Origin of the sequence: Chitinophaga arvensicola (assembly GCF_900110835.1) — a bacterium.
Taxonomy (GTDB): domain Bacteria; phylum Bacteroidota; class Bacteroidia; order Chitinophagales; family Chitinophagaceae; genus Chitinophaga; species Chitinophaga arvensicola.
In genome coordinates, this window is record NZ_FOJG01000002.1 from 1,268,490 (window position 1) to 1,292,328 (window position 23,839).

Annotated in this window: 23 protein-coding genes; 3 read left to right on the forward strand and 20 right to left on the reverse strand. The window is 42.9% G+C overall.

Annotated features, from left to right (window positions below; all coding sequences use genetic code 11):
- Window positions 1–27 precede the first annotated feature (27 nt).
- From BMW79_RS22465 to BMW79_RS22505, 9 genes are all read right to left on the reverse strand, one after another.
- Window positions 28–1,032: a substrate-binding domain-containing protein gene (locus tag BMW79_RS22465; RefSeq protein ID WP_089898297.1), complete on the reverse strand. Its 1,005-nt coding sequence runs from the start codon at window positions 1,030–1,032 to the stop codon at window positions 28–30.
- Window positions 1,033–1,176: 144 nt separating this feature from the next.
- Window positions 1,177–2,025 (reverse strand): hypothetical protein, encoded by an 849-nt coding sequence (locus BMW79_RS22470; protein WP_143059254.1) that lies wholly within the window; start codon window positions 2,023–2,025, stop codon window positions 1,177–1,179.
- Window positions 2,026–2,117: 92 nt separating this feature from the next.
- On the reverse strand, window positions 2,118–3,059 hold the full coding sequence (locus tag BMW79_RS22475) for an NADP-dependent oxidoreductase (RefSeq protein ID WP_177192290.1): 942 nt from the start codon (window positions 3,057–3,059) through the stop codon (window positions 2,118–2,120).
- Between the two features lie 76 nt (window positions 3,060–3,135).
- Window positions 3,136–4,272 (reverse strand): DUF4998 domain-containing protein, encoded by a 1,137-nt coding sequence (locus tag BMW79_RS22480; RefSeq protein ID WP_089898302.1) that lies wholly within the window; start codon window positions 4,270–4,272, stop codon window positions 3,136–3,138.
- Between the two features lie 18 nt (window positions 4,273–4,290).
- Entirely contained in the window at window positions 4,291–5,469 is a 1,179-nt protein-coding gene (locus tag BMW79_RS22485; RefSeq protein ID WP_089898304.1) for a DUF5000 domain-containing lipoprotein, read from the reverse strand.
- Between the two features lie 31 nt (window positions 5,470–5,500).
- The gene (locus BMW79_RS22490; protein WP_089898306.1) at window positions 5,501–7,414 is read right to left on the reverse strand and encodes a RagB/SusD family nutrient uptake outer membrane protein; all 1,914 of its coding nucleotides are present in this window, start codon (window positions 7,412–7,414) and stop codon (window positions 5,501–5,503) included.
- Between the two features lie 13 nt (window positions 7,415–7,427).
- Window positions 7,428–10,868 carry a SusC/RagA family TonB-linked outer membrane protein gene (locus BMW79_RS22495; protein WP_245752636.1) on the reverse strand — a complete coding sequence of 1,147 codons (3,441 nt, stop codon included), beginning with the start codon at window positions 10,866–10,868 and terminating at the stop codon, window positions 7,428–7,430.
- Between the two features lie 73 nt (window positions 10,869–10,941).
- Entirely contained in the window at window positions 10,942–11,898 is a 957-nt protein-coding gene (locus BMW79_RS22500; protein WP_089898310.1) for a FecR family protein, read from the reverse strand.
- 152 nt (window positions 11,899–12,050) lie between these two features.
- Window positions 12,051–12,659: an RNA polymerase sigma-70 factor gene (locus BMW79_RS22505; RefSeq protein ID WP_089898311.1), complete on the reverse strand. Its 609-nt coding sequence runs from the start codon at window positions 12,657–12,659 to the stop codon at window positions 12,051–12,053.
- Between the two features lie 241 nt (window positions 12,660–12,900).
- Here BMW79_RS22505 and BMW79_RS22510 point away from each other — a divergent pair, with 241 nt between their 5' ends.
- Window positions 12,901–13,890, forward strand: coding sequence for an erythromycin esterase family protein (locus BMW79_RS22510; RefSeq protein WP_089898313.1), 990 nt, complete (start codon window positions 12,901–12,903; stop codon window positions 13,888–13,890).
- On the opposite strand, the gene BMW79_RS22515 is transcribed toward BMW79_RS22510, so the two are convergent.
- A complete protein-coding gene (locus tag BMW79_RS22515; protein WP_089898315.1) occupies window positions 13,891–14,400 on the reverse strand; it encodes a DinB family protein in 510 nt (169 codons plus the stop codon). It lies immediately after the preceding gene.
- 153 nt (window positions 14,401–14,553) lie between these two features.
- On the opposite strand from BMW79_RS22515, the gene BMW79_RS22520 reads away from it, so the two are divergent.
- Window positions 14,554–14,883: a hypothetical protein gene (locus tag BMW79_RS22520; RefSeq protein ID WP_089898317.1), complete on the forward strand. Its 330-nt coding sequence runs from the start codon at window positions 14,554–14,556 to the stop codon at window positions 14,881–14,883.
- On the opposite strand, the gene BMW79_RS22525 is transcribed toward BMW79_RS22520, so the two are convergent.
- The 6 genes from BMW79_RS22525 to BMW79_RS22550 form a co-directional block, all read right to left on the reverse strand.
- Entirely contained in the window at window positions 14,880–15,179 is a 300-nt protein-coding gene (locus BMW79_RS22525; protein ID WP_089898319.1) for a hypothetical protein, read from the reverse strand. The two genes, BMW79_RS22520 and BMW79_RS22525, sit on opposite strands and share 4 nt — an antisense overlap.
- A gap of 43 nt (window positions 15,180–15,222) precedes the next feature.
- Window positions 15,223–15,576, reverse strand: a complete 354-nt coding sequence (locus tag BMW79_RS22530; RefSeq protein WP_089898321.1) for a hypothetical protein — start codon at window positions 15,574–15,576, stop codon at window positions 15,223–15,225.
- Between the two features lie 293 nt (window positions 15,577–15,869).
- Complete coding sequence (locus BMW79_RS22535) at window positions 15,870–16,220, reverse strand: hypothetical protein (RefSeq protein WP_089898324.1); 351 nt, start codon at window positions 16,218–16,220, stop codon at window positions 15,870–15,872.
- Between the two features lie 468 nt (window positions 16,221–16,688).
- A complete protein-coding gene (locus BMW79_RS22540; protein ID WP_089898325.1) occupies window positions 16,689–17,096 on the reverse strand; it encodes a hypothetical protein in 408 nt (135 codons plus the stop codon).
- An 836-nt stretch (window positions 17,097–17,932) separates the two neighbouring features.
- Entirely contained in the window at window positions 17,933–18,304 is a 372-nt protein-coding gene (locus BMW79_RS22545; RefSeq protein WP_143059255.1) for a hypothetical protein, read from the reverse strand.
- Between the two features lie 65 nt (window positions 18,305–18,369).
- Entirely contained in the window at window positions 18,370–18,717 is a 348-nt protein-coding gene (locus tag BMW79_RS22550) for a hypothetical protein (RefSeq protein ID WP_143059256.1), read from the reverse strand.
- Window positions 18,718–19,499: 782 nt separating this feature from the next.
- Between BMW79_RS22550 and BMW79_RS22555 the strand changes: the two genes are divergently transcribed.
- Window positions 19,500–20,633, forward strand: a complete 1,134-nt coding sequence (locus tag BMW79_RS22555) for an NAD(P)-binding domain-containing protein (protein WP_089898331.1) — start codon at window positions 19,500–19,502, stop codon at window positions 20,631–20,633.
- 94 nt (window positions 20,634–20,727) lie between these two features.
- Here the strand turns inward: BMW79_RS22555 and BMW79_RS22560 are convergent, their stop codons facing one another.
- From BMW79_RS22560 to BMW79_RS22575, 4 genes are all read right to left on the reverse strand, one after another.
- Window positions 20,728–21,675 (reverse strand): tetratricopeptide repeat protein, encoded by a 948-nt coding sequence (locus BMW79_RS22560; RefSeq protein ID WP_089898333.1) that lies wholly within the window; start codon window positions 21,673–21,675, stop codon window positions 20,728–20,730.
- 636 nt (window positions 21,676–22,311) lie between these two features.
- A complete protein-coding gene (locus tag BMW79_RS22565; RefSeq protein ID WP_089898335.1) occupies window positions 22,312–22,854 on the reverse strand; it encodes a hypothetical protein in 543 nt (180 codons plus the stop codon).
- A gap of 137 nt (window positions 22,855–22,991) precedes the next feature.
- The gene (locus tag BMW79_RS22570; RefSeq protein ID WP_089898338.1) at window positions 22,992–23,225 is read right to left on the reverse strand and encodes a hypothetical protein; all 234 of its coding nucleotides are present in this window, start codon (window positions 23,223–23,225) and stop codon (window positions 22,992–22,994) included.
- Window positions 23,222–23,692, reverse strand: a complete 471-nt coding sequence (locus BMW79_RS22575) for a hypothetical protein (protein WP_089898340.1) — start codon at window positions 23,690–23,692, stop codon at window positions 23,222–23,224. The genes BMW79_RS22570 and BMW79_RS22575 overlap by 4 nt, the downstream gene beginning before the upstream one ends.
- Window positions 23,693–23,839: the final 147 nt, after the last annotated feature.

A 23,839-nucleotide genomic window follows, 5' to 3' on the forward strand; every position in this document is an offset into this window, starting at 1 on the left:
AACGTTTAAAGTTTACAAGAAAAAAAATCAGCTTTCCTTACATGACTTTCCAATAATCAAATCTGCTTCCAGGCTTATCTGCTTGCTTATCTTATTATGATCGATCAATTCGAGCAGCGTGTTCACTGCCTGTTTGCCCATCTCCTCCAATGGTTGTCTGGAATGTGTGATAGGCGTATAAAATAGTTCAAATGCGTCTGATTCGTCGAAACTCAGCACGGACACATCTCCTGGCACATTCAGCTTTTTCCTGTTCAGGTACTTAAGTCCGTGAAGCGCCAGCGTATCTGTTGCAAAAAACAAGGCGTCACACGGATCGGTGGCGGTCAGCACATGGTCCAGCGCCTGCGGGATATCTTCCACGTTAATCGACTGCAACCACTTTTGTTTAAACGGGATCTTATGATCCTTTAAAGCATCCCTGTATCCCCTGTTGCGCTCCAGCAGATTAAACAACGTGGTTTTATAATTGACCATGCATATTCTCCGGTGATGCGTAGCTATCAGGTACTCCGTTGCCTTATATGCTGCTTTATAATTATCCAGCGTGATATAGTTGGTTTTGATATCCGGGAAATTTCTATCCACCAGTACAAAAGGTATTTCTGCCTTTTGAAGAAAACGGATCTGTTCTTCCGAATGCTCTGCCGGCACCAATATCAGTCCGTCTACCTGCCTGTTGATAAAAACATTCACCAGCTCCGCAAACTTCTCCTGATTTTCATTGGAACTACCATATATCACCGTATAATTATTCTTCTTCGCCTCCCCTTCAATAGCCCTGGTAATGCCTGTACTGAACCTGTAATTGATCTCTGCCACCACCAGCCCGATGGTATGCGTTTTGCGCATTTTCAGACTCTTCGCAATCTGGTTAGGCCGGTAATTCAATGCTTCTGCCGCACTCAGTATTTTTTCCGCCGTTTCTTTATTTACCTGCTTTTCAATCGCCTGACCATTCAGCACATATGACACAAGCGCAGTAGACACGCCCACATGCTCCGCTATCTCTTTAAGACCTACCTTTTTCATTCTTTTTTTGGTTGAAACTGCTTTGGGAAAAATGGATTGTGATTCAATATTACATACTTTAAACGATTAAAGCAAGGGGTTTTGAAAATTTATGTGAAAAAAGTTGGTGCTCCGTTAACAACGCCAACAGACCAGATGATAAAATTAAATCAATTGCATCCGCAACGACTCCCCGTTATGATAACGGATTTCTTTTTCAATAATACGCCTGTTCCTGGCGGCGTCAAAAGAAGATTGAATAACAGCATATGCCAGGTAATAATCAAACTGCAGCTGTACCTGTACTGTACGGATTTCCTGGCCTCCATAGATAAGTGCGGCCGACATGGCAATTTCCTCTTCAAGAACGCAGTGGACATTTACGGTTCCCGTGACTCTATCCTTTCTGAGTGCTTCAATTTTTTCGTGAATAGCATCATTCAGCTTAAAACGGTAGTTAATGAAATTATGACAGGAAATCCGCTCCCCTGTGCTGTCTTCAAAGTAATCATTCACATCTGCAAACAGTGCATTCCCGGATCTCAGTATTACTTGTACCAGCATATACGGCTCTCTTACAAAATAATCCAGGCGGTCATCAAACGCTTCCGGGTAAAATTCAATTCCGCCGGATGCAAATATTTTTATACGGGGATCTGAAGCGGCCAATGCTACGCAACCAGGTAAAAAACCATGGGCTATATAACAACCCTGGTACGCCCTATACTGATCAATTTTACGGATAAAGCACCTGAGCTCTTCGATGCCGGCACTGTCCTGTTGGCCGTATTCGTATATCACCTGAAACTGAAAGTCCCGGCCACTGGTAATCTGAACCAGTAAGCCCACCTGGCAAAGCGCACCTGCTTTTTTGCAGCTATGATACGGACTAATAACAACGGTCGATCTTTTGTAGTCATAAAATCGGTTGTTCAGATTATTCTCAATAAAAAGTACTGATTTTTCAATTAACCTGTTATCTGCCAGGAAGGGTTTCATTGGGTTCTCACTCATCTTCAATGGGTTTAGGTGTGTCACTACGATTAACAATCATTCGTTACCACGAACGGGAAAATATCAATGGAATATTCAGTTGTAATGAAGGGCTACAGACGTACCACAATTGCTCCTGAGGAGCGGCCAATTTCAGCTCGTCTTTGTGCAAGCGGCAATTTATCAAAAGGAAAAACAGCCGAAATAAATGGGCGGATATCCCCCCGGGCCATCAGGTTAGCCACCAGTCGCAGGTCATCAGAATTAGGATGCAGGTATGCCGGGCCGGCAATGATTCCCATTTCCCGGGCCTGCTCTACCGCCTCTGCATTTAATGCAAATCTTGTAACGATCAATCTTCCTCCCGGCTTCAACACAGCTGCCGACCGGAGCGCCTGCCCCGTGCTGGTGCTGATATCATCCAATACCACGTCTATGGCTCCGCACAGCTTTCCCGGCACAGGAGCATATTGATTAAGGAAACCATCTGCTCCCAGTTGTGCGAGAAATTTACTTTTATAGGCAGACGCCGATGCAATGACATGCGCTCCCAGGTACCTGGCGATCTGCACTCCAAAATGGCCGATACATCCCGCCGCTCCCCTTATCATGACCTTCGATTTCCCGTTGATCTTCGCGTCATAAAACAGCGACTGCCAGGCAAAAAGGCTGCCCAACGGCGCACTGGCGGCTTCTTCAAAGCTAAGATGACCAGGCTTACCGGTGAGGTGTCTTTCTTTGGCAATCACATATTCTGCATATGTTTTTCCCGATCCCGGAAAATCTACCAGCCCGAATACAGCTTCTCCAAGATCAAGCGTTGAAATATCCGTTCCTTTTTTTACAATAACGCCGGCAATATTCCATCCCGGAATGAGCGTCTGACTACCACTCTGCCAGTCCTCTCTTCCTACCCGCGCCGACAAAGGCGCTATACCGATCGCCATCGTTTTAATGAGTACTTCATCACATTGTGGCGAAGGGATATCAATATCCGTGCATACCAGTTGCTGGCTGATCCTTTTCCCCGATCTGTTTAATATATAAGCATTCACCTTTAAATCGCTATATGGTCTTTGGAAGACAGGGCCTTTTATGGCCCTGTCTTTATTCAAATAAATGATCAATGCGTTATTCAACGTAACTGCCGTATATGGAAAATTCGGCCAGGTGTGAATGCGGTGAACCAGTGGCATTGCCCAACTGGTAAATACGTATATAACGCGTTACCGGCGCATTGGGTAATATAAAGAACTGCGGATCGGGGGTTTCCGCCAACACAAAGCTGCCTTCATCTGCCCAGGTAATGCCATCGTTGCTCGACTGCATCTTGAAATTTGTAAAATCCTCTTTGAAATAAGCAGCCCTCGACTGCAGCACTATCTTCTGTACCTTCACTTTGGCGGTCATATCAAAGGCCAGCCAATGCGGATAACCTGTTACCGGTGATTGCGAGTGATTGGTATGCCAGTAAGTATCCACATTGCCATCCAGCACCATTCTGGGATGGCCGCTCGGCAGCTGGCCATATAACTCATAGCTGTCTGCCGTTGCGATCCAGGTGGATCTGTCTACCTGCATCTGCTCACTGTTTACCTTTTCATATGCTGTATAAAAGGTATCGATCGCCAGCGAATCGGGCAGGTACAGCGTGCGGTATTCAAATCCGGCGGAGGATCTTACGTCTTCCGCGACACTGGTATCTTTTTTTGCAGGATAGCGTTTCACGATAGTTTTGCCGGCTGCATCGGTGTACTTTACCTGTGTACCTACAGCGCCGTTGGTGGTATCTGCACTCCCCCATACCATCCGCAGTTTTTTATCCGCTGAAATCACCGCTGCCAGCATCGGGCGACTTAATAGCGTACCCTGGTACCGGTCGCCGTAAACAGCGCCGCTTAATTCAATGGGCACCGACTTATGTCCTTCTTCATCCATAGCACAGAGGGTATACGTATACACCATTTCTGACAACCCGGTAAAAATATGTGCCACGCTATCCTGCTTCGGATCCAGCAATACCTCTACGGAATCCGTAAAGTTGTTCCAGTAAATCCGGGCCTTCACCACTTTAGGATCTGTTCCCCGGTTCCAGGAAATCATAGCCCTGTTCTTTCCCGGATGAAACTTTACATTGACGGGCTTCCCGGGATAATAGCTATTGGTTTGATCTATATACTTCTTATAATTAAAGTCCATCTTCTTACAGGCCGGCAGGCACAGAAAAACAGCCACGAAGATGAAGGTGATGTAGGATAAATATTTCATCGGAATATCTTTTTTGAATTATTTAATCTGTCCCCAGAAAGACAATTCTGCAATGGTGATCTGCGGACCACCGCCATAGGTGGCCAGTGTCTTAAACCGGTAGTAGCGATATGCCTTGGGAATATCAGGCATATCAAAATCTTCCCCTTTCGTATGTCCGTAATCAAAATCCTCTGCCGTGGTTTTGCCTAATGGCAAACCGGATGGTTTGTAAGATTTAAATGAGCCCAGCAGGGTCCATTTCGACCAGCTCCCATCTGCATCCGGCTCGTTGCTACCCCACAATTCAAAAGCTTTTACATTGGAGCCGGTATAGGTATAGCTTTCTCCACGCTGATGCATTTTCATGCGGCTGATCACAATCTTTGTTCCCAGATCGATCGTAAACCATTGAGGCGTGGCAGAATTATGCCTGGTGGCAAAGATGCCCTGGTCCACCTTATCGTCCCACATCCGTTCCATGGGGTAACCTGCTTCCACCGGAATGGTTTCGTCAGAGGGAAGTATCAGTGCCTTGAAAGGCTTCGGTACTTTTTCTTCGAATAACGGGGTTAACGATCTAACCAGCATTTCAGATTTATTATTCCATCTATCTCTTAAGTAAACGGCAAACTTCATATTCTTCGCCGGAAGCCCGCGATAAGAAAATACGCCTGCCGGCGCTTTTGTGTAAAAAGTGTTCAATGGTATCCACACACCATTATTCAGGGTATCTGCCATTAATACCACTGCCAGGTTAGCCGCCAGCGGGTTTTGAAAACGGATCTTCACACCACCGAAAGCGGCATCCAGTTTTAACGAATCAAAAGAGGTATACACAGGCGCCACCTTCGGTTTCAATTTCACCACCACCGGCTGCGACATCTTCTCATTTCTGCCTACGCTGTATATTTTCACTTCGTGCAGGCTGGTATCGCCATAGCCAGCCAGCGTCAGCGTATCTGTGTATATGGAGGCTTTGGCTTCTTTTACGCCTTCCTGGATTTCATACACTGCCTTCACATAAGACAGCTTCGGATCTTTAGGGATATCATAGGTGAGAAAAGCACCACCGGGCGTACTGGTCACCTGTACGTTGGTAACCTGCGCCGGCGCATCCAGTGCACCATTGAAATGATCCAGCCGCGCTTCTTCTTTACAACCGCTGCTTCCTGTGAGTAAAATGATTCCTGCCAGAATCGGTAATAATATTTTCATGAGTTATCTGATTAAAGTAATGAACAATGAATCACCAGCCTACATTCTGTACCAGGTTGCGGTTAACCACCAGGTTCTCTTCCCGGATAGGCCAGAAATAATCTTTAACAGTAAACAACTGGTTAAAAATGACCTTTTTCCGATAGTAGTATACCGGGTCGGATTGCTCAATATCCCATCCTTCAATAGCGCGGCGGAACTCATTCAGCGCACGTTTCCAGCGACGCAGATCCCAGAACCGCTGCCCCTCAAATGCAAACTCTATCATCGTTTCCTGTTGAATAATATCACGCATGCCATCCTTCGTGGTAAACTTAGCGGCGTTCTTTGCGTAGTTGCCCCATGCCTGCTGCACGGTAGGAATACCTGCTCTGGTCCTGATCTTATTTACATAATCATATACCTGCGCATCCGGTCCTCCGCTCTCGTTAAGCGCTTCTGCATACCAGAGATACAGCTGTGCCAGCCGGATCACCGGCCACGGATAGGAAGTAATCGTATAGTCGTTGGCGGTTGCCCCCTGTGTATTCTGGAAATGCACCAGTTTCTTGACAAAATAGCCCGTAACAGATCCTTTGTCCGTTTGTACTTTACTGTTAGGTTGGCCTTTCCTGGCAGACACATAATAAAGTGTATTGGGTTTGCTGTCGTCGTAAGATCCCTGTCCGTACCACACCCCTCCATCAAAACCAAGACTGGCATAGAAACGTGGCTCCCGGTTGAAGTTCAGGGCGCCCGACGTATAGCCGTTCCTGATGAACAACTGTTCTGCGGTTGTGGATACCCGGGTGATGGCACCCGTTGTATTCCATGTTTTATCTTCATTCACCGGAACACCTTTATCGGTATAAAACATTTCCACTACTTTCAGCGGCGGCGCCAGTTCTGAGGCAATCCTGGGGTTATCTACATAACGGAAATCAACGTTGGGTGTAGCTACCCGCTGAATAACATCTGCAATACTCTGCGTATTGGCCCATATCACCTCGCTGTTCCATTTTTCAGTAATAACAGAACGGATGCTTAATTGCACCCTGCTGGTATCCGTTAATTTATACTGCTGGTAGGCCGGGTTGTAATTATAGAGTTTCATCCCGGACTGCTCACAGATGTCGATCGCCTCTTTACAGGCTGTAGCTGCCACTGTCCACTTCTCCGGCTGAATGGTACTGTTGAAAAGGAGTTTGCCGTCGCGGTTTTTCAACCCTGCCTGGTCGCTGTTACCATTAAACAACGGACTGGCAGCGGTAACCAATACCTTGGCTTTTAAGGCATAAGCCACCGGCTGTGTAATACGTCCCAGTTCTTTTGCCGGATTATTGATGATAGGCGGTAATCCGGGTTTTGCCTCATCCAGCAGCGATACGATATAGGCAAAACAGGAGTCAGCCGGATCTCTGGATACCTTTACTGCTTCCGGACTGGCATCAATAGGCAGGTTCACTTTCACTAACGGTACCGGGCCATACATTCTCAGCAGTACAAAATGATAGTAGGCCTTGAGAAACTTCACCTCTGCGATCCATTGTGCCCTTTCCTTATCTTCCAGGTCGGGCACCTTACTGATATTTTCCAGGAAGATATTGCAATCGCGGAGGCCTTTGTACATATTGTTCCAGGTATCGTCTGCAATGGGGCTGACCAGGTTCTGCAAGCCTCGGGCGATGCCGAACATCGTGTGATTGAACTCAGGAAACCCGGCGTTGTTGATCGCCCACATTTCGTCTCCGCCCAACATAGCCGGGTCCTGTTCGAGGTTTCCATCCCGGGGCATATAAGAGTAACAGGTATAGAGAAATTTTTCGGCTTCCGAACGCATCGTAAAAGCATTTTCAAGCGTGGCAATATTATCCGGCACCACATCCAGGTATTTGCGGCAGGCACTTGTTGCCAGGATCACCACAAATAAGGTAAGGAGTTGTATATATAAGTTGACTTTCTTCATTACATCCTCTTTTTTAATTAAAAACAATGTTTGCACCGATGTTAAATACCCTTTGTATCGGGTAGCCCAGGCCGTTTCCCGCCATTTCTACATCCCACAACTTAAACTTGCTGAACAGCAGTAAGTTGGTACCATTCACATAGAGTCTTAACTGGTTGGTGTGCAACCTGCGCTGCAGTCTCGCAGAAAAGGAATAACCGATTTCCACCTGCTTCAATCTTACAAAAGATCCGTTGCGCATAAACCAGGTACTCGGCTGCGTGTTATTATTATTCACGGTAGGGCTCAGTCGTGGCCAGATCGCATATATATCCTGGTTATCCTCCGACCAGTGGCTATCGGCATAGGCTTTCAGCAATTGGGTGTTATTCTTTCCACTTACGCCACCATCCTGTTTGAAAGGCGCTGTAGCCACCGGATCAATCCAGAACGACTGATTAGCTGCTCCCTGGAAAAAGGCGGAGATATCCCATTGTTTATATCCTGCGGAGAAACCGGCGCCATAAATCACCTGTGGCACCAATGGAAAACCAAGTGGCACCTGGTCCGCATTGGTAATACGGCCATCACCGTTTACATCCAGGTATTTGATATCGCCACCGCCGTATTCGGCGCCAAAGTCCTGCCGGGGAGAATTCCGCGCATCTTTATCATCGATAAACAACCGCTCTGCGATGAATCCGAAGTTCTGGTTCAGGGGCGTACCTACACGGTAACGCCAGGGTTCTGCATATTGCGGTTCTTCAAACACGCGGTATTTGCTGGTAGCATACGTAAAGTTGGCCCGCACAGATGCCCAGAGGTCTTTGGACCAGCTTTCACGGTAATCGAGCGATAGGTCCACTCCTTTTCCGGAAGCCTCACCCAGGTTGGCTTTGATACCGGACGACAGTCCCATCGTGGTAGGAATAGAACTGCGGTCCATCAGGATATTGCGGCGGTATTCCGTGTAGTATTCTGCAATAAAATTCAATTTGCTCCAAAGGTTCACTTCCAATGCGAGGTTCTGCTTGGTTGCCTTCTCCCAGGTAATCTGTTCATTGGCATACCGGGAAATAAAGACGCCTCTTTTGTATTCGGTATTATCACGGCCGAAAGTGGCCCCCCGGCCTTCGTTGTTCATGTCTACGTTAGATAGGTAGAAGAAACGGTCTTCCGCCCTGCCGATCTGGTCATTACCCACTAAACCATAGGAATACCGGAGACGCAGATTCGTGATCGTGTTTTTATACTCATCAAAAAAGCGTTCGTTGGAAATGGCCCATGCCACACCGCCGGAAGGGAAAAAGCCATAGCGGTTTGTTTTATAGAAACGTTCGGAGCCATTGTATCCGAAGTTAAATTCGGTAAAATACCGGTTATCGTAGGCGTAAGTAGCGCGGCCCGACAGTCCCACGTTACGATAAGGCAGCGACAACTGCAGATCGCCTGCGTTGGCGTTCAGGCTTTGCCGGGTGATAAATACCAGCAAGCCACTCACGCCGTGTTTCTGAAACTCCCGGTTGTAGTTCATCATAGACTCCATGTAGAAAGTGGAGTTCAGCACTTTACCGCCTTCCCGGTAACCCAGGTATTCTGTGCCGTTCTGATTGATGCGGGATACGCTGTATTCATCTGTCAGCGCATCGTAGTTGCTGATCCGGTACCAGAAAGGATCGTAGTTACGACTTACTTCAAAATTGGAAGTACGGTTGGTATTTACCATGGTACGGAACGACAGCCCTTTTGTGAAGAAGCTAAGGTCCTGCTTCAGCTCAAATTGCGCGAGCATCTGGCTGCGCGACTGATCTTTATACCCTTTCACCATATCTGCATAGGGGTTCAGGTATTCGCCGTTGTCGCCGAAGTTTCCGAACATGATATGTCTTACAAACTTCGTTTTCTCGTTTTGCGGAAAATAAGCAGGGAATAACACCGGGTTGGCTGCCATTACTTTGCGGTACATGGTGCTGCCGCCGTCGATAGGGCCTTTATAATCATCGAAGCTGCCACTGAGCCGGACAATCAGTTCGGTGCTACTGGTGACATTTATGTTCACATTGGCACGCAGCGAGTAGTTTTTCAGATCAATGTTGTTATTGAAATTGTTGCGGTTATCTACTTTCAGGATACCGTTATCCTTATTGAAGGAACCCGCCACATAATACCGGGCCACTCCACCTCCGCCGCTCACATTCAGGTTTACACGCTGGTTCATGGTATAGTTCTTAAACAACATCTCCCGCCAGTTGTTAGCCGGGTATACGAGCGGGTTTTTACCTGCGGTGGTATTGGCGATTTTCTCTTCCGTATAGGGCAATGTACCCAGCGGATCTCTTGTAAGCACTGCTTCGTTATGCAGCTTCATAAACGTTACAGGATCTGCCAGTTCTATATTTTTAGTGGGCGTAGACACAGAGTTTTCCAGGCGCAGAGAAATCTTCGCCTTTCCCACAGCTCCCTGCTTCGTGGTAACGAGGATAACGCCATTGGCGCCCCTTGCGCCATAGAGCGCCGTGGCGGTGGCATCTTTCATCACAGAAAAGCTGGCGATATCATCGGGTTGTAAACGCGCCAGGTCGGTAGTGGTTAATTCGATACCATCTATCAGGATCAGCGGACGGGTATTGTTACCGAAGGTAGTGATACCACGTACAAAGAAATCCGCATTATCTGCACCGGGTTCGCCGCTGCGCTGATAAGCAATAATACCCGCGAGCCGTCCTGCCAGTGCAGAAGTAAGGTTACTCGACGGCACTTTCAGTTCTTTGGGATTGATGGTGGTAATAGCACCAATCACACTTTCTTTCTTTTGCGTACCAAAAGCTACGATCTGTACTTCATTCAATGCCTTAGTTGGATCGGGGCCCATTTTCACGTCCAGGGTCGTTCTTTTACCTACCGTCATTTTTTGCTGGAGATAGCCTATAAATGTAAAGATGAGCACTTCGTTATCGTTATTGATCTGGAGTGTATACTTACCATCCTGGTCTGTAACTGCGCCCCGGCTGGTTCCTTCTACCTGAACGGTCGCTCCCGCGAGATTGTTCTCATTATCATAGATCCGGCCGGTCAGGATGCGTTGCTGACGCACAGGCGGTTCTTCTTTTAAAAGGGAAATCACGATTTCATCCTTTATCAAAAGATAGGTCAGCTGTTTGGGCAGGAATGACCTGTTAAGGAAATCTTTCAGGGTTTCATTCTCTGCTTTTGCCGTCAGACGTACATTGCTGGCAGCCACATCACCACCAAATGTAAAGTTGACGCCCGCAGCCTTCGATATTTCCTTTATAGCGGCAGTTAAAGGCTCATTATTCAGGTTGATGGAAATGCGCTTGTTCAAAGGACCTTGCGCGGTAACAGTCATAAAAAAAGTAACCAGGACACTTGCACAGAATATTTTCAAACGGACCAGGTGGAATTTTCTCAGGCACAATACTCCCCCCTTACGTAGAAAGGCATACGTTTTTGTCATACAGTAGCTGTATTTAGATGTTAATGAATAAGAATTATGATTTGGTTGATTTGTTTTTAACGGGATTGAAAAGTCAGGAATTAATTGATGTCAGGATATAATCGTCGTTTCGTCTGATGATTTTAATTTTTAGTACCACTTTCAGTTTTTCCAGGAAAGTATCTACATCTTCATCGGGACGTATTCTCCCATAAAAAACCAGGTGTTGAATGTGGTCGCTGATAGTCAGGCGGATATTAAAAATATGCTCCAGGTCCGCCGCTACTTCCTTTAAATGGCTCCCCTGGTATTCTATTTCACCCATTCTTCTTTGCAGCATCAGCGCTGCCTGCGGATAAGATTGGCTGGTAAGACTATTATTGCTACTATTATAAACGGCCTGTTGTAACGGTAAAAGCGTATGGGTATGTTGTCCATCATTTACCAGTACTGCTCCTGTCAGTAAAGTAACCTTCGAGATAGTATCGCGCGGGTATGCATTTACATTAAAACTGGTACCAAGCACGGTAGTGGTTAGCAGTCCTGTGCGAACGAGAAACGGTTTTTTCGCATCCGGAGCCACTTCAAAAAAGGCTTCTCCGGAAAGCTGTACGACCCTGTTACCCTCCGCAAAAGCGTCATCATACCTGATCTCCGTGTTAGGCGACATCCATACCCTGGAACTGTCAGGAAGTGTGAAAATGGTTCGTTGGCCTGAGCGGGTGGTCCATACTATTTGTTGTACAGGGAGGTGACGGGGTAGTAAAAAAAACTTTATCAATATGCCAGCTCCCAGTAACAGCAATACAGCAGCAGCATATTTTAAACGACTAAGAAAAACATGGTAAAGGGATAAACGTTTCCTTCTTTTATTGATATTCATCAGCATGCGGTCGCGAATCACGCCGGGTTCTTCTGTACCGGGCCAGGTAAGGCTTTCACCCGGGTTTGTTTCATGACGATACCATTCCATTAAGGTATCTGTTTCCTGAGGCGTAGCGGTATCCAGGAAATATTTTTCTATCAGAGATAATAGCGTATTATCTTTCACAACAAAGTTAGTTTAGCATATGCATGTACCACAACTAAAACGTAACCCTTACTCTGAATAAAAATTTTCTTAAAAAAACAAGTGAACGCCTTATTTACAGGCAGGATGGAACAGGACAGTGCAGGATAGTACAGGATGGTTCAGGTTATTTTTTAAAGCTTTCCTGCGTTCATTAAAATCATACATTTAATTAATAGTGGTGTATAATCTTTCAGGTGGAGCCGTATTGACTTTAAAGCTTTTGTGAGATGGGCTTCTGCAGTTTTCGGGGAGATATTCATAGCGTTGGCTATTTCAGGAATGGTCATACCGTCGTTCCGGCTGTACTGGAATACCAGTCTGCATTTTTCAGGAAGTTGTTCCACCACCTTACTTAGATACTCTTTCAGAAACCGGGCAAAGATTTCTTCTTCCTGTTCTTCTATATTAAAGGACAGCTCACAATTCTCGCGTATAATCTGATCACGGCGGCGGTGGCGGCATACACTTTTGAAGACGGAATACCTGACAGCGGTAGCCATATAACCGCTCAGCGAATGTATGATGAATTCTTTCCGGCGATCCCACAGGCTTACAAACACTTCCTGTACAATCTCTTCGGACTGTACCTGGTCCCTGGTTAGCTGGAAGGCGATGGCAAGTAATTTATCCCAGTACCGGGAATAAATTTCTGTAAAAGCGTTGTCTTCCCCTGCCACCATCAATTGCGCAAGGTCAGTTTCGCTTAGATTAGCGTAATCTCTTCTTCTATTCAGCTTCATTTTTTGTAGAAATCAATTTTGTATGCTACGTCCCGTTTTGGTCTTATTTAACAGCTAAAGTACATTATGTGAGATTATTCCAGTCATTTCTTTCGGAACCCGGCAACCAAAGTCGTATTTTTTTTTGTAAATGAATAGTTAAAGTAAACCCGCGTATAGCGCCTGGAGGGTAGTGTAAAAAATACTTTTATGGAAACGGCACAGGTCTGCATCTATCCTTGAATCATTAAACCCTTCCAAAATGAGAAATCAACCAGTAAGGATGTCCGGTAAAAAACTGATTACTGTCAGCGCGCTGTTGCTGACGCATGTGATCACAGGATATTCGCAGGATGCCCGTACACAATGGATCAATGAAAACGCCTATGTGGTAGCAGCTGATACCACCTCGTCTACCGCAGACCTTCACTTCCTTGACGGCGAGCTAAAAAACAATGTTGTATTTGGACTGGGGGAAGCCTCTCATGGTACCAAAGAGTTCTTCAACCAGAAACGCAGAATCGTAGCATACCTGGTTGTTCATCTCAATTACAAACGACTGGGCTTTGAATTCAACAGTAGCTATATCGATCCGCTCAATCAATACGTCATCAATGGTACCGGCGATCTGAAAACCCTGATGAAAGATATGATGCTTTATAACACAACTGAAATTTATGACCTTTTCCAGTTTATAAAACGGTACAATGATGGGCAGCCTGCTTCCGAAAAAGTCAACCTGTTTGGCTTTGACAGGGAGGAATACGCCGGCGATCCGTTTAACCGGGATAAGTTTATGGCGGATAATATTATTGCGGATCAGGCAGCACATCCGCTTAAAACAATTATCTGGGCACACAATGTACATATTGCCAAAGATACTACCATGGCTCAATTTAAAGCAATGGGATATTACCTGCAGCAGGCATTCAAGCATAACTTTTATGTGCTGGGTTTTGATACTTTCAAGGGGTCGGTGACTGTTATCACGGAGAATGGATTGGCGGCAAAAGACTTTGACATGCAAAAAGAATCGTTTGCTGAAATATTCGCAACAGCAAATCAACCTATGCTATTCATTCCTTTTCACAAAACACCCAATCCTTTTACGGGTGTAAAAAATAATATCACGAACATCTATGCCAACTGGACACCCAGAAGGACTTTGCCCATGATTCCGGGTGCAGATTTTGATGCAGTGCTGTTTATAAAAACAACGACTGCATCAAATATTATGGCCGCAGACAAATAGCTACTGTTTGGCACCAACGCTTTGTTCGTAGGTGGGTCCGTACATCCCAGGCACTTTATTGCCGGTAGCACGCAGATAAATTACCATTTCCCCGCGATGATGGTAAACGTGATTGAATAAAAAACTGCGTACTACTACCGCCCTGGGAAGCGGGCCGAGCGCGGTGTGTTCCCCCACCTTCATCGTCCATTGTTTGCTAAGCCCCTCTTCCGTTGTCTGTTGTAAAGCTGTTCTGGCTTTCTGTACATTGTCTTCGAACAACTGCAGCGTAGCCTTGATATCGTCCGGGCTTCCACGGTCCAGTTTGTCGGTAGCCATATCATACACATCCTTCGTTAAGGTGCCTACATACCAGTAGTAAATGGTAGCTATATGCTGCGCCAGTTCGCCCATGGACCAGGAAATCGGAGACGGTTTGTAAGAGAGGTCCTTTTCTGGAACGGCTTCCAGCATCTTCCGGGTGCTGGTTACTTCCTGTTCAAATTCTGCGAGTAAGGATTGGAGGAGCATGCTGTTAAATTTTTTGTGTTAACAATTTAGTGGTCTTTCAATGATCTCAATTTAACAATTTCAGGTCAGAAATGAAGCGTGGCCATACATTAGTACGGTATCTACGCTCTCTATCTCAGTTTTGCACCGTATCTTTAAACCAGGTTATCAAAAATGGATACGAAAAATATATTCATCGCCTGTAGTCACTATGCAGGCCGCATTAAATGGGTGATGCACAACCGAAATGAATGGAGTTACATTGGGGTTGGCGACGACTACAACGAAGACAAGGTTAACAAAATTATCGCGCAACACTTCCCCGATTCAACAATCTATTTGGTGATAGACCGCCATCATTCATTTCTAACGCCAACAGCAACTGCCGCTCAAACAATTCGGGAACCGCTACAAAAGAATAATCTAACGCTTAGTAACCTGGATTTTACAAAAATGATGGTATTTGACAGGATTGGAGTTGTTAAATATGGAGAAAGGTATTAAAAAGAGTTATTGTTTATTTCTTTCCACAGGAAAAATCCTCTTTCCACTACTTTGAACGAGTAATCAATTCCGTCTATCACATCCCCTATCGTTCCGGCCTGTATCACCTCAACGCCATCGTACTCAGGTTCGAAATTAACGGCCCAATAATCCTGTTGATGCAGCAACATGGTTACCAACTCATATAAAGGAGGGCATGGTTGTGCTTCAACCAGCCCCCGCAGATAATCTTTGTATAAATCCAGCCCTTCGCCGGAAACAGCAATTGCTTTTTTATGTAAGAATATTTGCAGCAAATTCTTTCTTTAAGGCGCAATCCCAAGCGTTTACTCACCGTTTTCACATCTTCCCTAGCATATCATCCCGAACCAAATCAAGAGCTACCGCCAGCTGAATTTGATTTCGCCTGGCGAGACCATCTAGGTATTGTACAACTGTTGCTATCTCTATGATAGGCTCAACAGCACCATTTTTCTCTAATTCAATAGTAGTGATAATGGCATCATCAATTAGTATTGTATATATATCTTCACCCTGCTCAGGAATCCAATCAAGGATATATGCGGTTGTCATCTGTGGATGAATCTTCTTTAATACTGGTAGCAACCGACTGCCAAAACCAAATAGTGAGTCCTTAGATTTAATAAGCTCAATCCGGAAGTCTTGTTCAGCTTTGCTGTTAATTAGTTTCATGAATATTTCTATTTCGTTTAATTAATGCGATGCTGTTCCAGACTAATGCGTAGACTGAATAGTACCTGTGGTTGCTGTTATTAAAAAGCATTTTTGGCATTCACAGTACTGAGGCGCCCACTTATCATTTATATTATACCAGTTAAATCCTTCCTAAGAAAAATACACTTCATAATATGGAAAATACTTTTCTATTCTTAAAACATCTTTACATTGCATTAATACTAATTCTTTCTCTTCTTTTGTAAAAACATGGCCAAAATAACCTTGTATGCTATATGCAGAAAGTAAAATTAATATTTCAAGATAAGCCAATAGGTCCACTGCCAGATGGAATAGCAGATCTCCATCCTCATACAACAACACTTCTTTGCTTTTTTATCAATAATAATCTTACCCGTATCAATAAAACCAATATGATAAAAATTAGCATCTTCACTAACCTTATTATAAAAACTAATTGCTGTAATATTCAGATTAGACAGATCTAAGTTATTGAATAGGTCATTCAATAAATCTCCCGTTTCTTTAATGCTATCACTTTTTAAACCGGGAAGATACATTTCGTATATCCAGGAGTTATCATCATTGGGATACAGACCAGCAATAGCCAATAACCGGGCTCTAAATTCAGTTACATTCATACAATTTCTGCCGCAGGCCCTAAGACCTTAATTTTATTATTCCTATAATCCTTTTCAATAACTTTGTCGTCACATTTATCTACCCGAATATACTCCCCATCCTTATCTTTTCCAAGATCATGGTACCGCATACGTTTCATAATTTTGGTAAACCCTATAAAATCAGGCTCCGTTCATATTGTGATTGGTCGCTATGAACATGATAAGAGACTACCTTCATTGATGTCGTTAGAATACTGGCATTTACCCTGGATACAACTGTTGACATTGGCCAAGAGAAACCAATGATGCCAACATACTTAAAGATTCCAAGATGATGAAGCGGCTTTAAGAGATTAACGACCTCCCTGATAAAGATAAAGACCCTTCTGGATGCTTTCCTTGCCAGATCTAAATTACAAGTAATACTAAAATAAATGACCTGACAATTATGGCAGACCATTTACTTTAATATACAGTCTGTAGCAACTATTTTTTAGCAATTATCACTAACTCTTCTCCTGACATCCTAATCGAATTAATAAAATCTAACCTACTACTTAGTATATACATTAACTTCCCTGGGGCATAAGTAGTATAATCTACAATAAACTTCTTATCATCGAACTGAAACTTAATGAACCATCCAGGATGCTTACTCATAAGCTTATTAGAAGGCTCTTTATAAAGCGTGTTAATCAACACACACATTTGCTCTTTTATTCGATCATATAAAAGATCCAGCATTCTACCAGAAAAAGAAACGGGTTTATCAATTTCAAGATACAAGTCAAATTCGTATTCTAATAAGAAAAATACAGAATAAAGATATTGATATGTAATACCTTCTATAGGGTATTCCTTCTCATTTTTGACATCTAATAATGTTATATACATTTTCCGTCCATTTAGAGTGATAAAGAAAAAGCCAAGCGATCTTTTGGATTTGGCGCAATTTGCCAGTTTGTTAAGATAGTATAAAAACGGGCATCAAATACCTGTTACCTATACATAACCTGTATTTATCTGATATGGGATATCCAGGGTTTATTTACAACTTATAAGTAAGTTATAGGCAAGTGAACCTAGCATTACACTAGCTCTACACTAGCTCTACACTAGTATTAAGCCAGCACTGTCTCGTCCTTGTCTCGTCCTGATATAGCTATACAGATGAAGAAATAATCCTGATATCGTTTTACAGTCTGTCATGTAAATCCTGATTTTATTTTATAATACCATTGACTCTTTCTGCGAGCGCATTCTCATATGGACTACCGTTTTATGTCATACTGATATTGATATCATTTTCGGTAAGTAAATCTACATAGTCTTTACAACAATATTGAATACCCTTGTCTGAATGATAGGTGAGATCCAGACATTTAAAATATTTATGCTTCCAGTGATGGGAGTCGGTAGTGCATGCCTTTCTTTTACATTGTCTTACCAACATGTGATGTGCCTACTGGAGATTAAACAAGTGATCTCTGCCCACCTGAACATGATGAGGCTCCAGACGCTTATTTTATCATTCTGTTACAAACGGTGTTAACCCAGATTAATTAAAATGTATCAATGTTATATAATCAATGTGGAAATTTTTTGAATAAAAATAGCGCTATGGGTTTGACGAAGTTAACTATCAACTTAAAACGGCGCAGACGAAGGCCGAAAAGGTTAGACTTTCGTCAGGTCAATTCCTGGGTAATATCTTGTTTTCGTGTTCAAATTTACTTTAGTCGCTTAATTTCACCATCAACGAGACCTACAGCTACAATAAAATCCCGATACAAATCTTTTGAACTAGTAATTTCTTTCTTCAAAATATTTTCATATTCCTCTAAAATTATAAGCCTATCAAATTCTAATGATTCCCTACCCAATGAAATATAGTCTTTATCTGGAGACCACATTTTATCCAATAACCATAAATTGTGCTCATCATACCAAATATGTCCGGAAAGATAAAGCTCAAATCCATTGTATACCTTTTGGGCTCCGAAATTTATAGCTATTATTTCTTTACTATTAGCCAAGTTCTGCAAGTCAGTATTCCAACCCTTTACAGCCGTTGTTATCTTAGCCTGAATTAATTCAATCATTAGTATCACATTGATTTGGGTTACCAATACAGCGCACTATTTTATTATTACATGAATTTGATCAACTACAAAAACTCTTTGATGAAATTGGAAAAACACCCCATATTATCCGGTTCTAACCGATTTTCATGGTACCCAAATACAATCGGATCAGGATTACCATCGGCTTTGAAGTACCAAAACATGTACCCTTGATGCATCATAAAAACAAAGTCATTACTATCCAGAAAGATTTCGGCTCCATCGTCTTCTAAAAGCTCAATTGCCCCTTTGTTCAAGTCGGGATAATAATTGCGTAGGTCTGTTCCTACTAAACCTGCCGGTATAGAACGAGAACAACGTCTATAAAAATCCTTATAAATTTGAGGAAGTAAAATCTTATCTTCCCATTCTATTTGTGAAAGTTTATCCATGTTGACCATTGCATTTACTTATGCCAAAATAAGCTATTTATGGTTGAGTTTATAGGCTATTGACAACTTCTACCTGAGAAACTAAAACTTACATGTTTGCTAGCGGCTGTGCTAATCTGATTGACTGCAGCCCTTTCAATCTATTCCAATCCATCCAGCAGTTTAGCAGCCGGCAGATGGCACAATTCCTCAAAATAAACCTTTGCAATGTCTATTTCTTTCACTATTTCTGACATTCCTTATTGAAATATTGATAAGTTGCCTCCGTTTTTAAGAAATCAGCATCTTATACTTATCTATCGATTCTGGTAATATTTTAGTCGTGAACTGTTGAAGTTAGAATCAATAGATCAAGAAAGGCCGAAATAATTCCAATCGGATCTTCCTTTTTAAAATCCGTCACCGTCGTTTAGTAGTCATTGAAATTGACATGAATATGCGCCGCAATTTTTTTTCGAACCGAAGCTAGCCATGTATTATAAGTAGCTTTAAAGTTCTTTAACTTATCTGTAAAAGCCCTAAAAGTCGTTAATCAAAAGTGTTGATACCTGGTAATTAATTCATTTAACGCTTTGTTATACTCCTTGTACCAGAGATAGCTTAGCTTAAAACTATACAAACCGAGGCTACAGAAGTTTAAACAATTACTGCCAGGAACTTCCAACTAAAAAAAACATGAAGTACAAGATCAGGTAACGGATACATTCCCTAAATTGCGGGTAACATGCAGTCCGTAAAAATAAGGTGGGAAACTGCCAGGCAAAGCGCAAAAATGTATTTAAATGGAACCTGATAAAGACATACATCATACCGATTCTTTAGCATTAAATAAAGTTCTGCCTGATATATTTTACAAGGTAGATATTCTTGTGATCGGTGCCGGACAAGCGGGTTTATCCGCAGCATACCATCTTAAAAGAGAGGGCATAAAACCTGGAAAGGGCTTTGTAGTTTTAGATGATGAGTTCGGCCCTGGTGGGGCCTGGCAACATCGTTGGGATTCTTTAACGCTGAGTAATGTTAACGGTATCAATGACCTGCCTGGAATGGGCTTTGCCGATGCTGTAAATACAAAAGATAAAGAATTACAGGCAAACATTGCAATTCCAAAATATTATGAGCAATATGAAAAAACTTTTGAACTTCCTGTAATTCGTCCTGTAAGAGTGAGCGAAGTTACAGAGAGAAACGAACGATTTATCATCCGGACAAATGGAATCCAATTCAGTGCACGGGGATTGATTAATGCTACAGGTACCTGGAAAACGCCAAACTGTCCAAGGTATCCCGGATGGGAAAAGTTTCAGGGAAGGCAGCTGCACACGGGTGAGTACAAAAATGCCGGAGAATTCGCCGGAAAGCACGTTATTATTGTAGGTGGTGGAATTTCAGCTATTCAATTATTGGGAGAAGTTTCTGAGGTAACCCAAACCACGTGGGTAACCCGTCGCCCTCCTGATTTCAGGAAATATGAATTTACACCTGAATTGGGACATGAGGCTGTTGCGATGGTGGAAAAAAGAGTGCGGGCCGGATTGCCGCCAGATTCAGTAGTATCTGTAACTGGATTGCCAATCACTCCTGCCATTGAAAAAATGCTGAAGAAAGGAGTTTTGGATCGGAAACCCATGTTCGAGGAGATTACGGCAACAGGTGTCAGATGGGCAGATGGAACGATACTCGATGCCGATGTTATTTTTTGGAATACAGGTTTTCGTCATTCTTTAGACCATCTTGCTCCTTTAAAGTTGATGAATGATAAAGGCGGAATCGAAATGACCGGGAGATTAGCGACACAAGTTGCCAAAGATCCACGGATTCATTTAACCGGTTATGGCCCGTCTGCATCCACTATTGGAGCCAACCGTGCTGGCCGGGCTGCTGCGAAAGAGTTGATTGAATTTCTCAAATTGTAAGCATAACGTTGCTTTTGGATTTGTTAGAAATAAAAACGCTCAACCAGAAGATTGAGCGTTTTATGTGATCCTACTGGGATTACGTTTAGCCAGTTTATAAGCCGCAGTGCTTTTCGAGTAACAGCAGCACATCGTCTCCGTACATGGCAATATAACCAAGATCAATTGCCTGATGAAGGTCTTCACAGGCTTTATCAACCTGTTTCATCGCCAGATATACCAAAGCTCTGTTCCTGTAGGCGTAGGAGTTCTTAGGATCTAAAGCAACAGATCGCTGGATATCTTTCAAAGCATTCTTCAGATCTTTCAGCTGATATTTTGCATGACCCATATTATTGTATGCAAGGGCATTATCGGGATCTATTTCAAGTACTCTGACATACTGTCTGATGGCCTTCTGATAATCTCCCATACTCATATAGTGAAACCCTAAATCCCCGACAGCAACAATCTCATTCGGGACAAGACTAACTGCCTTTTCGTAGCACGAGGTAGCTTCATTGTTTCTTTTTAATTTTCTAAGTACGGAACCCATAGCCACCAATGCCATAACATCGGTCGAATCGAATTCAAGCACCATTTTATAGTCGTTATAGGCTTCCGTAAAATCTCCGCTCATGATACGCGCCATTCCCCTGTTGGCGATAATAGCATATTTTACAGCATCACTGCCTGCATACTTTATGGAAGTATTATAATCTCCTATGCTCTCATCATACATGTGTATCCTGCAATAGGCAAATGCACGGTGAAGATAAAGCATCGGATCAGTTGGGGCTAATAGTAAGCCCGTATTATAATTCACCAACGCGGAATCTGTATTACCTTTAGCCAGGTAAATTTCGCCTCTCAAATCGAAAACCTTTTCACTGACCATATTATTAGCCAATAATTGATTCACCAACAACAATGCTTCGTCATATTTTCCGGCATCATACATCTCTCTGGCCTGATCGAATAATGGAACGGAAGGTTGCCTGTTTTGTTGAGCATAGGCGGATAATGTTATTATTAATAGGAGGCTTAGTAAGAACGATTTCATAGATAAAGAATAAACTACAGCCAATATACTACTTTTAAGCTTTCCTGCTTTATGGTTATCTATCGGTAGATATCCGGTACTCCTGTCAGCCTATGTAAATTTATCTGATTTCTTCAGCCTCTTTCTAAGAATTTCGCAAATGTATGCTGATGCAGGAGGTGTGCTACTTTATAAAGTGCATCGAGGTTATATAGGATGTTTTACCTTTTCAATTAATTAGCCTTTGTGGTAGAAAATTAAGATCTGAGTTTCCGCCAGTTCTGGCTTAAAGTTCTCCGCGAGATTGCCAGCATAGAGTAAATGCCTTCAACTGTCCCCATAACGGGATGTACCACTAAATGAAATTCGGTTCTGCTCTTGTAAAGCCGCATAATCCCAATCACTTTACGCAATCATTATGGCGTAAATTAGAGCGCAAAAAAAAGCCCGCGACCAGCGCGAGCTTTGAAAATTTTCTGTGATCCCCTTGGGAGTAGCACGTATGTTCGTAATGTCTTGTAGAATGAGTGTTTGATAGTGGTGAGCGTTTATTGCTAACCGTTATGCTAACCTGATTACGTGTAAACGTTATAGTCAGGGTAATGATAGGTAAATATATGAAAAATCTATTTAAAGATATAACTTACTATCGATACTTTAAATTTTAAGACTAGAGCCTCCTCCACAAGATTTCGGGTTGTTACTTTCTATCCAGTTTAAAGCATTTTTCCCTACGTGGTCGGTATAATCCCAACCGTCCATATCAAATTTATGTTTTTTCAACTTCCGTCTAACCACCTTAATAATACTATCAGCCCATTTTATAAAATCCTCTGATTTATTGACTATTTGCATACTTTCAGCGTACCGGGGCTGAAAATACAAACGTCCTTGGTGAAGTTCATTCCCATCAAAACTACATCTGTCAAAATGTAAGACAGGCAACTCATTGTCTTTTAGGAGCCAATAGCCAAACTTCTCAATATGCGATAATTTCATTAACTCAAAATCCTGTGGCCTGACTAGATACACCCGATTCGCCTGTTTTCCTAATCCTTTGATTAATGTATCATCCACTGTTGAAATTTTGTTATCATAGTGATAATATGAAAGAATCTGAACCTCTCCAAACGATTTTAGGAGAGTATCGAAATCCTTTTGGTCATCTGGATGAAGAAAAAAAGTCACTTGTCTACCCATGGTACCGAGAGTATTTAGGTCAATTTATAGAAAAATAAGCTCTTAATCAAAAAGGACTAATGGCTATCTACTACGTACAGCCAGCTATGTTTTGGTAATACCCAAACCCTTAAATTCTCATGCTTCGCATTCAAAATTCATTTCTCCGGCCAGTCCTTTGTTTCATCCTCTGCCATATCAAATAGTTCCATCAGGCTTTGCATATCCCAAATAATTTCTTCCATATTCAGTGGAACAACGTTTAATGAATAGGACGCATAGGTCATGAAAACCTCGCGTAGACTACGATTGACACGTTTGGCAGGGTGGTATTCCAAAAATTCATTAAACTGCTTTTCCAGTTCCTTACTGATCTTTAGTTTGGTACTCATACGATCATCTTTTTAAGGTTACCCGGAAAAGCCGTTGTTATGCGACCTCCTCCATCTGTAACGACTGTAACTAAGCTCGTTGGCAGGTCATCCCGATCAACCCCGATAATTCGACCTGTATCAGCAGTCCGTTGAATGTTTATAGACCCCGGAACGTATTCTATAGGCGCAGAACTGGCATCCCGTAAGACTGATAGTATTTCTATAACCGGAATGGTAAACTTGCTGGCAGCGGGATATCGCAGTATTTTGTAGTAATGCCGCTCTATGATGTGGGTCAGCGCGGCTGCACTCAAATAATAAGTTTTTCTGAACAATTGCCTCCTATCTCTTATTGGGATTTGTAGCATGGCTCCGTAAGCCAGATGATTAAGCCAGTCTTGCGTATCACTTATGAGGAAAAGTAGCTTTAACCATTCCCCCTCATTAAAGGAAGGTGTATTGAGAATTTCTTTGGTTTGCTCCATAGCTTTGATTTTATGATTATCAAAATGACCAGCACAAGGTCCAGAACAGCCACCTCATATTCAATACTTTAAACATCTATCTTGGAAAGAAAAAGGAATATTATACAGATATTTTATGCCGGATATTGCCTATTTTAGCTTCTCTGA

Excerpts from the sequence above, each read along its gene's own strand:
- BMW79_RS22485 (WP_089898304.1), bottom strand. The coding sequence starts at position 5,469 with ATGAAAATATTATTACCGATTCTGGCAGGAATCATTTTACTCACAGGA.
- BMW79_RS22540 (WP_089898325.1), bottom strand. The coding sequence starts at position 17,096 with ATGTATATAACATTATTAGATGTCAAAAATGAGAAGGAATACCCTATA.
- BMW79_RS22545 (WP_143059255.1), bottom strand. The coding sequence starts at position 18,304 with ATGATTGAATTAATTCAGGCTAAGATAACAACGGCTGTAAAGGGTTGG.
- BMW79_RS22535 (WP_089898324.1), bottom strand. The coding sequence starts at position 16,220 with ATGAATGTAACTGAATTTAGAGCCCGGTTATTGGCTATTGCTGGTCTG.
- BMW79_RS22565 (WP_089898335.1), bottom strand. The coding sequence starts at position 22,854 with ATGGGTAGACAAGTGACTTTTTTTCTTCATCCAGATGACCAAAAGGAT.
- BMW79_RS22520 (WP_089898317.1), top strand. The coding sequence starts at position 14,554 with ATGGATACGAAAAATATATTCATCGCCTGTAGTCACTATGCAGGCCGC.
- BMW79_RS22495 (WP_245752636.1), bottom strand. The coding sequence starts at position 10,868 with ATGACAAAAACGTATGCCTTTCTACGTAAGGGGGGAGTATTGTGCCTG.
- BMW79_RS22555 (WP_089898331.1), top strand. The coding sequence starts at position 19,500 with ATGGAACCTGATAAAGACATACATCATACCGATTCTTTAGCATTAAAT.
- BMW79_RS22505 (WP_089898311.1), bottom strand. The coding sequence starts at position 12,659 with ATGAAGCTGAATAGAAGAAGAGATTACGCTAATCTAAGCGAAACTGAC.
- BMW79_RS22515 (WP_089898315.1), bottom strand. The coding sequence starts at position 14,400 with ATGCTCCTCCAATCCTTACTCGCAGAATTTGAACAGGAAGTAACCAGC.
- BMW79_RS22570 (WP_089898338.1), bottom strand. The coding sequence starts at position 23,225 with ATGAGTACCAAACTAAAGATCAGTAAGGAACTGGAAAAGCAGTTTAAT.
- BMW79_RS22465 (WP_089898297.1), bottom strand. The coding sequence starts at position 1,032 with ATGAAAAAGGTAGGTCTTAAAGAGATAGCGGAGCATGTGGGCGTGTCT.
- BMW79_RS22490 (WP_089898306.1), bottom strand. The coding sequence starts at position 7,414 with ATGAAGAAAGTCAACTTATATATACAACTCCTTACCTTATTTGTGGTG.
- BMW79_RS22510 (WP_089898313.1), top strand. The coding sequence starts at position 12,901 with ATGAGAAATCAACCAGTAAGGATGTCCGGTAAAAAACTGATTACTGTC.
- BMW79_RS22575 (WP_089898340.1), bottom strand. The coding sequence starts at position 23,692 with ATGGAGCAAACCAAAGAAATTCTCAATACACCTTCCTTTAATGAGGGG.
- BMW79_RS22480 (WP_089898302.1), bottom strand. The coding sequence starts at position 4,272 with ATGAAATATTTATCCTACATCACCTTCATCTTCGTGGCTGTTTTTCTG.
- BMW79_RS22530 (WP_089898321.1), bottom strand. The coding sequence starts at position 15,576 with ATGAAACTAATTAACAGCAAAGCTGAACAAGACTTCCGGATTGAGCTT.
- BMW79_RS22560 (WP_089898333.1), bottom strand. The coding sequence starts at position 21,675 with ATGAAATCGTTCTTACTAAGCCTCCTATTAATAATAACATTATCCGCC.
- BMW79_RS22470 (WP_143059254.1), bottom strand. The coding sequence starts at position 2,025 with ATGAGTGAGAACCCAATGAAACCCTTCCTGGCAGATAACAGGTTAATT.
- BMW79_RS22550 (WP_143059256.1), bottom strand. The coding sequence starts at position 18,717 with ATGGATAAACTTTCACAAATAGAATGGGAAGATAAGATTTTACTTCCT.